Origin of the sequence: Pseudomonas sp. p99-361, assembly GCF_003935475.1 — a bacterium.
GTDB lineage: Bacteria > Pseudomonadota > Gammaproteobacteria > Pseudomonadales > Pseudomonadaceae > Aquipseudomonas > Aquipseudomonas juntendi.
Map to the genome: position 1 here is coordinate 1 of NZ_RHQO01000100.1, position 14,068 is coordinate 14,068.

Sequence of the window (14,068 nt, forward strand, 5' to 3'; positions counted from 1 at the left end):
CCATGTGAGAGTAGGTCATCGTCAAGATTCATTTCGCAAAACCCCTATCTGCGCATGCAGGTAGGGGTTTTGTCTTTAAGTAGGAACTACAGAGATTCGCAGGCACGTTCCAGTGACGGGCCAGCACACAGAATTTCTTGACGACCATAGAGCATTGGAACCACCTGATCCCATCCCGAACTCAGCAGTGAAACGATGCATCGCCGATGGTAGTGTGGGGTTTCCCCATGTGAGAGTAGGTCATCGTCAAGATTCAAACCCAAAGCCCCTGTCTGCAATGCAGACAGGGGCTTTGTCTTTTCAGGTACAGGGGCTGCGGTGAAAGTGCCAAACAGCCCTGGCCATCTGCCTAGAACTGATAACTCACTGTTGCACTCACATTGCGCTCTTCACCCATGTAGCAGTAGTTCAGGCTGGCACATGAAGTGATGTAGCTTTCATTGGTGAGGTTATTGGCGTTCAGGCGCACATCTACACCGGTCAGGCCGACCTTGCCCAGGTCATAGCCCACGGAAGCATCGAACAGCGTGTAGGAGGGCACCTTCATGCTGTTTTCCGCATCCACCCAGCTGTACCCCACATAACGAACGCCGCCGCCCAGCCGCAGGCCATCCAAGGCCCCTTGGTGGAAGTTGTAGTCAGCCCATAGCGAGAGCATCTGCTTTGGCGCCTGAGTCGGCGAGTTGCCCTTGTTGTCCAGGTTGCCCGACACCAGGCTCGGCATCGACCTGGAATACTCGATATCGGTAAAGGTGTAGCCACCCAGCAGCTTCAGGCTGTCGCTGAGCTGCACATGTGCCTCCAGCTCCAGGCCCTGCGAGCGCACTTGACCTACAGCGCGATAGAAGTCTTCGTTCGGTTGTTTCGACGCCAGGTTCTCTTGCTCGATGCGGAATACCGACGCGGTGAACAAATTGTCGCTGCCGCTGGGTTGATACTTGATGCCCGCCTCCCACTGAGTACCCTCGGTAGGTGCCAGAGGCCGGCCATCCTGATCGGAGACGGTATTCGGGTTGAATGACTCCGAGTAACTGACATAGGGCGCAATGCCATTTTCGAACAGGTAAAGCACGCCGGCACGCGTTGTGAACTTCGAGCGTTGGTCATTCACCTTGGTATCACTGTCACGGTTCTGTTCGGACACCTTCACCCAGTCCTGACGCAGCCCCAGGGAAAAGCGCCACTGATCAAGCTCCACCAGATCCTGCAGGTATACCCCCGTTTGCTGCAAACGGCGCTGATAGCGGTTTTCTCCCAGCAGCTGCAGGTTGCCATTACCGTACTGCGGGTTGCCGGCGTCCAACGGGTTTACGGTACCGTAACGCCATTCAACGTCAGCTTTGCGTCGCTGGTAGTCCGTGCCCATTAGCAGGGTGTGCTTGGCGGCGCCGGTGAAGAATTCTGCCTGCAGCATGTTATCGATGATGTACGAATGCAGCCGCTCGTCGCCGCCGGTGTAGGCGCGGTTCAGGATATTGCTATCGGCATCTGCCCAACCGGCGGAATAAACTTGGTCCATCGACACATCGGAATCCTGGTAACGGAAGTTCTGCCGAGCGGTGAAGATGTCATTGAAGCGGTGCTCGAACTGATAGCTGAACGACTGTTGCGTACGTTCGTAGCTGTCGATACCCGTTTCGCCTTCAAAGAAGTGATCGGAAAGGCGCAAGCCATTACGCGGGTGCAGCATGCCGTCTGCCGGGTTACCGCCGTGGTAGCCGCCGTTGGGGTCGTGCTGCAGATAGGCCTGCAAGGTCAGCGAAGTATCTTCGCTGAAGTCCACGCTGATCGCGGGAGCAATGGCGTAGCGTTCTTCCTTGTTGTGGTCGAACTGCGTGTCAGAGGCATCCGCCAGGCCCGTCAGGCGATAGGCGATACGCTGGTCTTCATCCGCTGGGCCGCTGAAATCGAAGCCCATGCCGCGCTGGCCCTGGGTGCCGACCGTAGCTTGTACCTGATGGTAGGCTGAAAACAGCGGTTTCTTGGTGGTCAACGCGACCAGCCCACCTGGTGAGCTGCGGCCGTACAGAACCGAGGACGGCCCCTTGAGGATGTCGATGCGCTCCAGGAAATACGGGTCCACCTGCATGGTGCTGTAGGTGCCGTTGTCGCCCATGGATTTGAGCCCGTCGACGTAGATGTTGTCTACCGAGCCGTCGTTGAAGCCGCGCATCGCCACATAGTCATAGCGGTGCGTGGCACCGTAGGGGTTGGTTAGCACCCCGGGTGTATAGCGCATGGCCTGGGCGACGGTCTGTGACCCTTGGTCGTCGATCTGCTGGCGGGTCACCACAGACACCGATTGCGATGTTTCCACAAGCGGCATGCTGGTCTTGGTCGCCACTTGGCTGTGGGTCGCGTTGTAGCCCTCGGTGCTACCCAGCGCATTACCCAGGCTGAAACCGCGGACGTCGGTGTCTGGTAACGACAACGCTGCGTCCAGCGGCTGCGCCTGCAACACGTAGCTGTGCCCCCCTTGGCTGACAGCGCGCAAACCACTGCCATTGAGGAGTTGGCGCAGAGCCTGTTCGGTGGCGTATTGCCCATTGAGGCCGCCGGACTGCAAACCGTTGGTGAGCTGCGGCGTGCTCGACAGTGTGATGCCGGCTTGGCGGGCGAACTGGCTGAGCACATCGTCCAGCTGGCCTGCGGGTATGGAATAGTGCTGGCTGACCTGGGCTGTTTCCGCCGCCATGGCGGCCAGTGGAATAGCACTCAGGCCCAGGGCCGTGCCAAGTACAGCTGCCCGCACTGCGTTGCGTAACAATGCTGAGTGCAAGACAGGTCGAAAACCATTCGCGTTGAGTGTGCATATGTGCACGGTGTCGTTAGACATGTTCAAGTCCGTAGGGATGTTGAGGGCGGAAGGTGTTGCTTGCTGTCCTAGCCGGACTGCCATTCAAAACCCGCCAAAATACCTGGCACCGCCCTACGGCCACACCTGCATGGGCCGCCTGATCAAGCCAGGCTTTCGACGCGTATCCACCAGCGTGTGCGTTGGCGCAGCCTCACTGGCAGCGTCTGGGGGAGTAGCTGCAGCAAAAGCTCCGGGTCTTCAAGGCGGAAGACCCCTGAGAGGCGCAAGCCGGCAACCGCTTCGCTGCAACCCAGGTAACCACGGCGATAGCGGCTGACCTGCGCGAGGAAGTCCGCCAGGCGCATGTCCCGGGTAACGATCAGCCCCTCGCTCCAGGCCATTGCGTCCATGTCCACGTGCTGCAGACGCTGCGCACCCTGTGCGTCCAGGCGCCAGTTCTGGCCGCTTTCGATCCACTGCAGCGGGCCGCTACCAGGCTGGTGGATCGCTACCCTGCCAGTGCCGACGCTGACGTGCGTACAGTCGCTGTCCTGGCGTACCACGAAGTGCCCGGCAAACCCTTCAAGCAAGGCATCGCGGCTTTGTACCAGCAGGGGGCGCTGCGCCGTGGTTGCCTGGCCGCAGGTAATCATCATTTCCCCCTGCTTCAGGCGAACCAGTCGCTGCTGCTCGTCGAAGGCCAGGTCCACGGCGCTGTCTGTATTGAGTTGCATCAGAGTGCCATCTGGCAGCGTGAAGCTGCGGCGTTCACCCATGCTCGTGGCGTAGTCGGCGGTCCAGTAGCTGAGCCCATCCAGGTCTCGGCCGAGCCATGCCGCGGCGCCGACCATGGCCGTGCCACCCAGCAGTTTCAGCGCCTGGCGACGGTGCAGCCGACGCTGGCTGGTTTCAAGGGTCTGCAAGGCCAAACCGGCACCGGGAATGCCGCGCAGGTCGAGATCCTGGTGCATCTGCATCACCCGTTGCCAGGCTTGCTCATGCTCTTGGCGGGCCGCGCGCCACTGCACGCATTGCTGTTGCAGGGCGGCATCATGCCCGTTCTCGCGTAGCCTCAACATCCAGTAAATGGCCTGCTTGACCGCTTGTGTTCCGGGTTGTGCAGCAGCCATGGCGTCAGCATTCATCCTGATAGCGCAGCACGTAGCAGTGGTAGAGCGCATCGGCGATGTAGCGCTCCACGGTACGCACGGAGATACCCATCTGGTCAGCGATGACCTGGTGCTTCAGCCCCTCGCACTGGGCTAGCAGGAAAGCCCGGCGCACTTTGGGTTTCAGGCCATCGAGCATGCGCGCGATGCGCTCCAGCAACTCCAGCAACAGTTCGCGGGTTTCAGCCGCAGGCGCCAATGCTTCTGGCAGATGGGACAAGGCCTCGAGGTACGCCTTGTGTAGCTCCTCGCGACGCCAATGATCGATCACCAGCCCGCGTGCAACTTTGCGCAGAAACGCACGTGGCGTGTTCAAGTGCAGTTGCTCACGGCGCTGTAACAGGCGAACGAAGGTGTCCTGGGCCAGGTCGGCAGCATCAGCGGCGTTGCCCAGCTGGCTGCGCAGCCAGGCATGCAGCCAGCCGTGGTGGTCACTGTAAAGCGTTTGCACGGAGTCGTCGCTGGGCATGGGCGAGGTATCAACAATGGACATTAATGATAATTAGTCTCATTGTTGGCGGCGGCGCCATAATTTGCAACCTGTGCGTTTTCCAGCGGCCCATTGGCGGACGCACACTAGTGTCGCGGTTGGCCATCCAGGTATTTGCGGATCACCCTTGCGCCGCTGTTCAGGTGTCGCTCCAGCACGGCAATGGCTTCTTCCACGTGCTTGTCACTGGCGGCGTTGACCAATGCGTTGTGATCATCCTGGGTGAGCTTGCCCAGCCCCATGGAGGAGAGGTGGAAGCGCAAAAAGCGTTCCTCCTCGTTGAGCTCGTCTTCGATCAGGCGTAGCAACTTCTTGTTTTTTGCCTTGCTGTACAAGGCCATGTGCAACAGACGGTTTAGCCGGCCGATTTCAGCGTGGCGGGTTTCATTCTCCAACTGCTGGATGTAGCCGCGTGCCTGGGCGATGTCGCTGGGCTCCAGCAACGGGATGGACTGGCGTAGCGCCTCGCTCTCAAGCAGTATGCGCAGCGCGTAGGTGTCTACCGCGTCCTCGCCGATCAAGGGCGCAACCACGGCGCCCTTGTGCATTTCCACTTTCAGCAGTGATTGCGCTTCCAGCTGGCGCAAGGCTTCGCGTACAGGCATGCGGCTCACCCCGAACAAGCTGGCCAGCTCTTGCTGGCGCACGGCGGTGCCGGGGGGCAAGCGACCGTCGAGAATGGCACTGCGCAGGCGTTCTTCGATCACGCCACGAGCCTGGTGCGGCAACAGTTGCTCGCTGGCCAACACATTGCTCAGTTTGAGTTTCTCGGCCACGTAAAGCCTGCCTTAACGATGACTAAAGTTGGATCCAATTACACTAGTAACTGCCTGTCAGGGTGTCAAACTCGGTCGATAGCGCCAGTAGCACCCCACAAGGCGCGGCTATGGTGGATGAAGTCGCCTGCCAAAGGAAGCAGCCCATAAAAGGATATAGTCATAAAGAGGGTGCAAGCTGACCAGCGGGTGGATGATTGCAGGGTGCCATTGTCTTTTGCCTTGGCAAGCCCCACCATCGCTGCTTTCGACTGGCCTGAACAGGGCTTCGCAGTGGCGATATCCTGGATGCTCAAACGCCTTGTGCGACCTGCCTTCCTTGCCGTGCTGCTGGGCGGTCTGCTGCTGGGCGGCTTGCACGCGGATTGGGACTTTTCCCAGATCAGCCGCAAGTCTCAGGCTTTGTATGGCCCGCTGGGCGCGGGGCAGGGTCGTATCGACGCCTGGCAGCGCCTGATGGCAACGCAGGCCCAAGGCAGCGAGCTGGAACGGTTGCAGGTGGTCAACCGCTTTTTCAACCAGCAACTGCGTTATGTCGAGGACATCGACCTGTGGCAGGAGGTCGATTACTGGGCCACACCGGTGCAGGCACTCATCAAAGGGGCCGGTGACTGCGAGGACTACGCCATAGCCAAGTATTTCAGCTTGCGGCGCATGGGTATTGCCAGCGAAAAGCTGCGTATCACCTACGTCAAGGCGTTGCGGCAGAACCGAGCGCACATGGTCCTGACCTATTATTCAAGCCCACAGGCCCAGCCATTGGTCCTCGATAGCCTGATGGACGCCATCAAACCTGCCAGCCAACGAACCGACCTGTTGCCGGTCTATGCCTTCAATGGCGAGGGGTTGTGGCTGACGGGGGCCGCAGGCAACAAAAAGGTCGGTGATACCAAGCGGCTTTCCCGCTGGCAGGATTTGCTGAAGAAAATGCAGGCCGAAGGCTTCCCGGCCGAACCGGTCTATTGAAGGAGCACAGATGTCACTGTTCAAACAATTGCTGTTGGCCATTTGCCTGTTCCTGGTGGTCGCCTTCAGTGGCAGTTTCATGGTCAGCCTGGAAAGCTCACGCAGCCAGTATGTCAACCAGCTGCGCTCGCATGCCCAGGATGCGGCGACCGCGCTGGCGCTGTCGCTAACGCCGAACATCGACGACCCGGCGATGGTCGAGCTGATGGTCAGTTCGATCTTCGACAGTGGTTACTACGCAAGCATCAAAGTTGTCGACTTGGGCTCAAATGCGGTCCTGGTGGAGCGCCACGCCGAGCCGGACCCCGGCGGCGTGCCACAGTGGTTCGTGCGCTTGATCGGCCTTGAAGCCGCAGGTGGCGATGCCATCGTCAGCCGCGGCTGGCAGCAGGCCGCGCGCGTCGAAGTGGTCAGCCATCCGATGTTCGCCATCGCCAAACTTTGGCAGAGCGCTCTGGGCAGCTTGGGTTGGCTGCTGTTGTGTGGTGCCGCCAGTGCCGTGCTCGGTGCCTTGTTATTGCGCCGCCAGCTGCGCCCGCTGGACTATATGGTCGAGCAGTCCCATGCCATTGCCCGCCGCGAATTCCTGAGCCTGCCAGAGCTGCCGCGTACCCCGGAGCTGCGCCGGGTCGTGCAGGCCATGAACCAGATGGTTGAAAAGCTCAAGGCGCTGTTTACCGAACAGGCCGAGCGCAGTGAGCGGCTTCGGGCAGAGTCCTACCAGGACAGCCTCACCGGGCTGTCCAACCGCCGTTATTTCGAGATGCAGCTGAACACCCGGGTCAGTAATCTGGAAGAGGCCCGCGCCGGCTACTTGCTGCTCTTGCGGGTACAAGGCCTGGCCGGTTTGAACGCCCGCCTGGGCGGTCAGCGCACCGACCAGTTGCTACAGGCGGTGGGGGAGCAGTTGCGCCGTACCTGTGCCAGTTTCCCGGAAACCAAAGACCTGATTTCCCGCAGCCGCGGCGGCGAGTTCGCCGTATTGGCGCCGAGCATGGTGCATGAAGAGGCGGTACAGCTTGCCCAGGCGCTGGAAGCGACCCTGCTCAGCCTGCATGAAACCGGCGCCAGTGATGTTCACCCGGTGGCCTGCATCGGCCTTGCACCCTATAGCCCTGGTGACGCGCCGCAGGCGCTGCTCAAGCTCGCCGACGAAGCCCTGGCCCGCGCCGAGAACCAGCCTACCCCTGGCTGGGTGTGCCTTGAACAAGGCGTTGCCGCCGTAGCGGCGGACAGCCAGCATGCGTGGCACGAGCGCCTGGACCAGGCTTTCAACAATGGCCGCTTCGAGTTGTTCTTCCAACCGGTGGTGGACACCGCCACAGCGCAACGGGTACTGCACCACAAGGTGATTTCGCGCTTGCAGGACGGGCAGGGCGAGGCCTTGCCCGCAGGGCGCTTCCTGCCTTGGCTGGAACGCTTTGGCTGGATGCCGCGCCTGGACGTACTGGTACTGGAGAAAGTACTGGCCCACCTGCGCGGGCACGATCAGGTGGTGGCGCTCAACCTCTCCGCAGCCACCCTTGGCGACGCCAAGGCGCTGCAGCGGGTCTTCGAGCTGCTAGGCCAGAACGCAGCATTGGGCCCGCGCCTGGTGTTCGAAATCGGCGAAGAGCAACTGCCTGATCAGGCCGCCCTGGAACAGCTCACCCGGCGGCTGCACGGGCTAGGCTTCGGCCTGGCGCTGCAGCGTTTCGGCGGGCGCTTCAGCATGATTGGCAACTTGGCCCATCTGGGCTTGGCCTACCTCAAGATCGACGGCAGCTACATCCGTAACATCGACCACGAGCAGCACAAGCGGCTGTTCATCGAAGCGATCCAGCGGGCCGCGCACAGCATTGACTTGCCATTGATCGCCGAACGGGTCGAGACCGAAGGGGAGCGCAAGGTACTGCAGGAGATGGGCGTAGGCGGAATACAGGGGCAGCTGGTTGGTGAGCCTGCGCCCTGGCGCTGATCGCATCAGGGAGGGAGCAGCCTGGTGTTGTGAAAGGGCCGCAGTGCGGCCCCTGTCGCGGCGCAAGGCCGCTCCTGTTGTCAGCCCCCACAGGCCTTGATCAGCGCTCGCGCAGTGCTTCCGAACGTGCCTTCATGATCGGCTTGAGCAGGTAGCTCATGATGGTCTTCTTGCCGGTCATGATATCCACCGTTGCCACCATGCCCGGGATGATCAGCAGGGGCTTCTCATCGGTGCCCAGGTGGCTGCGATCGGTGCGCAGCTTGATCAGGTAGTACGTGGTCTTCTTGTCTTCATCGGTGATGGTGTCGGCACCGATCTGCTCCAGCTTGGCCTTGAGCCCGCCATAGATGGTGTAGTCATAGGCTGTGAACTTGACTGTGGCTTCCTGCCCGGGGTGCAGGAATGCGATGTCCTTGGGCAGGATCTTCGCCTCGATCACCAGCGTGTCGTCCAGCGGTACCACTTCGATGATGTCGCTACCTGGCTGGATAACCCCACCAATGGTGTTCACCAGCAGCTGCTTGACGATACCTCGCACGGGCGAGGTCACCAGCGTACGGTTTACCCGGTCGTCCAGCGCTTTGCTGGTTGCGGTGGCCTTGTTCAGCTCGGTGCGCGCTTCGTTCAACTGGGTCAGCGCTTCACTGCGGAACTTGCCGCGGGTCTCTTCGATCTTGCTCTGCACCTCGCGGATGGCCGCCTCTGCGCGAGGAATGGCCAGTGCCGTGGAGTCCAGCTGACCACGGTTTTCCACTTCGGCACGGCGCAGGCGCAGCACCTCGACCTGGGAAATCGCGCCGGTGGCCACCAGCGGTTCAGACATGCTGATTTCCTTGCGCAGCAACTCCAGGCTGTTGGCGTACTGGGCACGCTTGGAGCTGTATTCGCGCAGTTCCTGCTGGCGCTGGACCAACTGCTGCTGCAAGCCGCCAATCTCGTCTTGCAGTTGCTGGCGCCGGCTCTGGTACAGCGACTCTTCGCTGGCAGCCTGGCTGGGTGCCGCCTTGCGCAAGGCTTCGTCGATTTTCAGTGGGCTGTCCTGCACCTCTGCACTCAGGCGCTCGACACGCAGGGCCATGGCCAGTCGGTCGGCCTCGGTTTCACCCACGTTGGAGGCGAAGCGGGTTTCATCCAGACGCAATAGCGGCTGGCCCACTTCGACAATCTGCCCTTCCTTGGCGAAGATCTCGGCGACGATGCCACCCTCCAGGTTCTGGATTTTCTGCACCTTGGACGACGGAATGGCCTTGCCTTCACCCCGGGTGACCTCGTCAATGGGGGCCACGCTGGCCCACACGATCAGGAACACGAAAAACAGGATGACGCCCCAGATAGTCAGCCGCACCACCCGTGGGGCATCCTCGATCAGGGCCTTGTTGACCTCTGGCAGCGGTTGGCCGCCCAGTGACTCGGAGCCTTTGAAATAGCGCCGCAAGCTATCCTTGAACTGCCCGATATCCAGCTTATGCAACACTGATCTGCCCCTTCTTCAGCGCGTCCATGACCGCGGCTTTCGGGCCGTCGGCGACAATCTGCCCGCGATCGATCACGATCAAGCGGTCTACCAGCGACAGCAGCGAGGCACGGTGGGTGACGAGCAGTACTGTCTTGCCTTCCACCACCGCCTGCAAACGTTGCTTGAGGCGCTCTTCACCGGTGTTGTCCATGGCACTGGTGGGTTCGTCCAGCAGCAGGATCTGCGGGTTGAGCAGCAGCGCACGGCCCAGGGCAACGTTCTGCCGCTGACCGCCGGACAAGTTCTGCCCGCGTTCGCCTACCTGCAGCTCATAGCCGTCCGGGTGCAGCCGGGCGAATTCATGTACGCCAGCCAGTTCAGCGGCCTGCAGGATCAGTTCGTCCTCGATGTAACGCGCACCGCTGACCAAGTTGTCACGCAGGGTGCCCGCCAGCAGTTGGATATCCTGCGGGACGTAGCCGACGTTATGGCGCAATTCGCTGACGTCGATCTGGCGGATGTCCACACCGTCCACCAGCAGCGACCCGCCGTCGGCCTCGTACAGGCCGACGATGAGCTTGGCCAGTGAGCTCTTGCCCGAACCACTGCGGCCGATGATGCCGACCTTCTCGCCGGGGCGTATGGTCAGGTTGATGTTCTTCAGCGCCATGTTCTGCTGGTTCGGGTAGGTGAAGTCGACCCCACGAAACTCCACGCTGCCCTGCAGTACCTTGCGGCTCAGTGGGCGCTCTTCGAAATTGCGCTCCTGCGGCAGCTCCATCATGTGGTCCGTGGAGACCATGGTCACCTTGGCTTGCTGGTATCGCGCGAGCAGGCCGTTGAGCTGGCCCAGCGGGCCCAGGGCACGGCCGCTGAGCATGTAGCACGCTACCAGGCCACCCATGCTGAGGTTGCCGTCGATGATCAGGTACACGCCGACGCAGATCATTGCCACGCCTGCCAACTGCTGTATCAGCAGGGTGATGTTCATCGCCAGGCTCGACAGCACCTTCACACGCAGCTCCAGACGGCTGAGGGTGCCAAGGGTCTGCTCCCACATGTACTGGCGTTCGCTTTCGGCATTGTTGACCTTGACCGCATCCAGGCCGGCCAATGTCTCGATCAGACTGGACTGGCGCTCAGAGGCTAGCGCCATGGTTCGCTCCATGGTTGCCATCAACGGCCGCTGCAGGGCATAGCCAATACCCAGGGCCAGGGGGAAGGCGATGATCGGAATCCATACGAGGTGCCCGCCAATGATGGCGATCACGATCAGGATCAGGATCGTGAAGGGCAGGTCGATCAGGCTGGTCAGGGTCAGCGAGGCAAGGAAGTCGCGTAGGCCCTGGAACTCGTGAATGTTCTGGGCAAAGCTGCCGACCCTCGCCGGCCGGTATTTCATCGACATGCCGACAATACGTTCAAACAGCGTTGCCGAGATGATCAGGTCGGTTTTCTTGCCGGCCAGGTCCAGGCACAGGCCGCGCAGGCCTTTGAGAATCAAATCGAAGATATAGGCGCCGGCGATACCGATGGCCAATACCCAGAGCGTCGAAGTAGCTTGGTTGGGTACCACCCTGTCATACACGTTCATCACGAACAGCGGGGCGGCAAGGGCAATCAGGTTGATCACCAGGCTGGCGGCGATGGCATCGATGTACAGCCACTTGCTGCGCAACAGCGTGTCGCGGAACCACGACTTCGCCCGCGGGATCAGGTTGCCGTGGTTGACGTCGAACTTGTGCTGCGGCTGTGCGAAGAACACACGGCCGCTGTAGTCGCCGAGCAGGGCTTCGCGGCTGACGTGCACCTCGCCGCCGTCGCTTTCGCTAAGCAACAGGCGGGCGGTATCTTCGTTCTCCCAGCCCAGCAGAACGGCGCTGCGGCCCTCCTTGAGCAGCAGCATGGCCGGCATGGCTATAGTCGGGATCTGCTCAAGTTTGCGCTGCAGCAGGCGCCCTTGCAGGCCGGCGCGGGCGGCGGCGCGGGGCAGCAGCTCGGGGCTCAGGCGCTGGGCGGGCAGCGGCAGGCCTGTGGTCAGCATCACCCGGCTGGCGGGTTTCTGGTGCAGGACACACAGGCTCAGCAGACTATCCAGCAACGGATCGTCATGCTGACTGCGTGGATCGTGGCTGAGTTGGACTCGACTGACTTCGGATTCCACGCGGCGCTCTCTTCATCCTTGTGGTGGGTGGGATAGGTGGGCTGCCGTTCAAGCTCGGCCGGCTCACCTTGGCATTCTAGGGTGCTGCCAGGCAGTACTGATGGCGGTGTGATACCGCAGGGCTCGGGCAGATGGCCATGGTCGCCTTGAATCGTTATTGAGTAAACAGTTCTGCGTGCTTCATTTCGACCAGATGATGCCGTGCAGTGAATGTTTCATATTCTGACTTGGCCCGTCGTGGTTTTGACGCCTGAATTCAGCATAGCTTGCCCTTTTTCATGGCATGTGGTCTTGGAAAACCAGTGTAGACATGGTCAGTAAGCAGGCGCTGTTTTATTGGCGTTTTCTCGTCGGTTGTTAGTCAAAATTCATCTATAAAAAGCAGCCTGCCAAAGCATCCGCGATCAATAATCGCAGCTGGGTTTCAATCCCTCCTGGCGCAGCACTTCTCGCCGATCGTTATCTCTTTGATTTGCATCAAGGCACGGCCCCTGACGGCGTGGCGCCAGCAGGTTGCGTGGTGGTCTGGCGACTCGGTTTTGCGAGGTTCGCGGCGTAGTTCGGCAAGGTTTATGCTTGCAAAGCGATAGCGCTGTCGAGTGATAGCAGGCGATCAGAATAATGGCGGCAGGTTGCTGCCTATCCAGCGGAAACCGGCCGTTGGCGCTGAAATAGTTAACCGTACTGCGCGCGAAACACCGGTTCGCTGACGTACGACATTTGTCCTGCGGATAGGCTTGGCTAAGGTACAAATATCAATGTGACATTACATTGCCGATTGTTTAGGATGGCCTGTATAAGGTCAATAGTTTGGCAGTTAAGTAATTCCAAACAGTTATAGACGGAATATTGACGTCAAAAAACGTCAAAGATCATCGACATAGTTCCGCCTGAAGTGGCCTGCAAGTGCCGCTCTGGCACGGAAGTACCCACCGGGTCACACGGAGAGTCCAATGAGCAGCGTTGTAGCCATCGTCAAAAGTATTGTCGGCCAGGTTATCGCGGTATCCCCAGAGGGCATCCGGCGTGTACTCATTGAAGGTGACCGTCTGTTGGCTGGTGAGGAAGTGCTCACTGGCCCTGGTGGCGCAGTTACCCTGGAACTGGCTGATGGCCGCCTGCTCGACCTTGGCCGTGACAGCCAGTGGAGCGCCGATACACCCGACAGCAGCACCGACCTTGCCCAGGCTACTGCCCAGGCAGCGCCTTCGGTAGAAGAGCTGCAGCAGGCGATTGCTGCGGGTGTCGACCCGACTACCGAGCTTGAAGCTACCGCTGCTGGTCCGTCGGCAGCGGGTGGTGGTGGCGCGGCGGGCGGCGGCCATAGCTTCGTAATGCTGGAAGAGACTGCGGGCCGGGTTGATCCGACCGTCGGTTTCCCCACCGAGGGTTTAAGCGCTGCAGCCGCGCTCAACAGCGTGCAGGTCGGTCAGCTGGGCACCAACAACAATCTGGTGACCCCACCGACCACCGACGCCAACGTTGCTACCGACCTTGTCCTCGGCGCCACCCCTTCCATCAGTGAAGCGGGTGGCGTCATCGTCTATACCGCCACCGTGGGTCAGGCGCCAACTACCAACCTGGTGATTACCCTGTCCAATGGTGCCGTGATCACCATACCGGCGGGGCAGACAAGCGGCAGTGTCAATGTCCAGGTACCGGCAAACGATACGCCTTACATTGATGGCGGGCAGATCTCGACGACCGTCACGGGGAGTACTGGCGGTGGCGGCCTGACCGTCACATTGCCGCAAACGCCGGCGGTCACCCAGGTGACTGATACCATCGACACCACCACCGCAACGCTTACGGCTTCGCCGAGTGTGACCGAGGGCGGCGTGATCACCTATACCGTGACCCTGAGCAACCCTGCTCAGACCCCGGTAACCGTGACCCTGTCCAACGGGCAGACTGTGACCGTTGAAGCGGGTAAGACTCAGGGCAGTGTCGATTTCCAGACCCCGGCCAACGACGTCTACAACAACGGCTCGACCATCAGCGTCACCATCGAAAACGCTACTGGCGGTAACTTCGAACAGCTGACCCCGAACCCGACTCCGGCTCAGACCACGATCAATGATTCGGTCGACACCACCACCGCAACCCTCACTGCATCGCCGAGCGTGACCGAAGGCGGCGTGATCACCTATACCGTGACCCTGAGCAACCCTGCTCAGACGCCGGTTACTGTGACCCTGTCCAACGGCCAGACTGTGACCGTTGAAGCTGGCAAGACCCAGGGCAGTGTCGATTTCCAGACCCCGGCCAACGACGTTTACAACAACGGCTC

The 14,068-nt window shown here is 60.6% G+C and carries 9 protein-coding genes and 1 rRNA gene; 4 read left to right on the plus strand and 6 right to left on the minus strand.

The annotated features are described in order from the left end of the window. Window positions 1–136 precede the first annotated feature (136 nt). Window positions 137–252: ribosomal RNA gene (gene rrf, locus EGJ22_RS24460) — 5S ribosomal RNA — on the plus strand. Window positions 253–349: 97 nt separating this feature from the next. Here rrf and EGJ22_RS24465 read toward each other — a convergent pair. The 4 genes from EGJ22_RS24465 to EGJ22_RS24480 all read right to left on the minus strand — a co-directional run bounded on the left by EGJ22_RS24465 (window position 350) and on the right by EGJ22_RS24480 (window position 5,232). Beyond that, window positions 350–2,836 carry a TonB-dependent siderophore receptor gene (locus EGJ22_RS24465; RefSeq protein ID WP_029886247.1) on the minus strand — a complete coding sequence of 829 codons (2,487 nt, stop codon included), beginning with the start codon at window positions 2,834–2,836 and terminating at the stop codon, window positions 350–352. 122 nt (window positions 2,837–2,958) lie between these two features. Next, window positions 2,959–3,927 (minus strand): FecR domain-containing protein, encoded by a 969-nt coding sequence (locus tag EGJ22_RS24470; protein ID WP_029886246.1) that lies wholly within the window; start codon window positions 3,925–3,927, stop codon window positions 2,959–2,961. A gap of 4 nt (window positions 3,928–3,931) precedes the next feature. Beyond that, window positions 3,932–4,435 (minus strand): sigma-70 family RNA polymerase sigma factor, encoded by a 504-nt coding sequence (locus EGJ22_RS24475; protein WP_029886245.1) that lies wholly within the window; start codon window positions 4,433–4,435, stop codon window positions 3,932–3,934. A 107-nt stretch (window positions 4,436–4,542) separates the two neighbouring features. Beyond that, the gene (locus tag EGJ22_RS24480) at window positions 4,543–5,232 is read right to left on the minus strand and encodes a GntR family transcriptional regulator (protein WP_009685655.1); all 690 of its coding nucleotides are present in this window, start codon (window positions 5,230–5,232) and stop codon (window positions 4,543–4,545) included. Window positions 5,233–5,436: 204 nt separating this feature from the next. On the opposite strand from EGJ22_RS24480, the gene lapG reads away from it, so the two are divergent. Together lapG and lapD are read left to right on the plus strand one after the other, a co-directional pair. Continuing rightward, the gene (gene lapG / locus EGJ22_RS24485; RefSeq protein ID WP_172828432.1) at window positions 5,437–6,198 is read left to right on the plus strand and encodes a cysteine protease LapG; all 762 of its coding nucleotides are present in this window, start codon (window positions 5,437–5,439) and stop codon (window positions 6,196–6,198) included. A 10-nt stretch (window positions 6,199–6,208) separates the two neighbouring features. Then, window positions 6,209–8,155, plus strand: coding sequence for a cyclic di-GMP receptor LapD (lapD, locus tag EGJ22_RS24490; protein ID WP_009685657.1), 1,947 nt, complete (start codon window positions 6,209–6,211; stop codon window positions 8,153–8,155). Window positions 8,156–8,255: 100 nt separating this feature from the next. Here lapD and EGJ22_RS24495 read toward each other — a convergent pair whose 3' ends face one another. Next, a complete protein-coding gene (locus tag EGJ22_RS24495; RefSeq protein WP_009685658.1) occupies window positions 8,256–9,632 on the minus strand; it encodes an HlyD family type I secretion periplasmic adaptor subunit in 1,377 nt (458 codons plus the stop codon). Next, on the minus strand, window positions 9,622–11,778 hold the full coding sequence (locus EGJ22_RS24500) for a type I secretion system permease/ATPase (protein WP_029886243.1): 2,157 nt from the start codon (window positions 11,776–11,778) through the stop codon (window positions 9,622–9,624). The genes EGJ22_RS24495 and EGJ22_RS24500 overlap by 11 nt, the downstream gene beginning before the upstream one ends. Window positions 11,779–12,731: 953 nt before the next feature. On the opposite strand from EGJ22_RS24500, the gene EGJ22_RS24505 reads away from it, so the two are divergent. Further along, the coding region (locus EGJ22_RS24505) for a retention module-containing protein (protein ID WP_125920435.1) at window positions 12,732–14,068 on the plus strand (1,337 nt) is incomplete at its 3' end.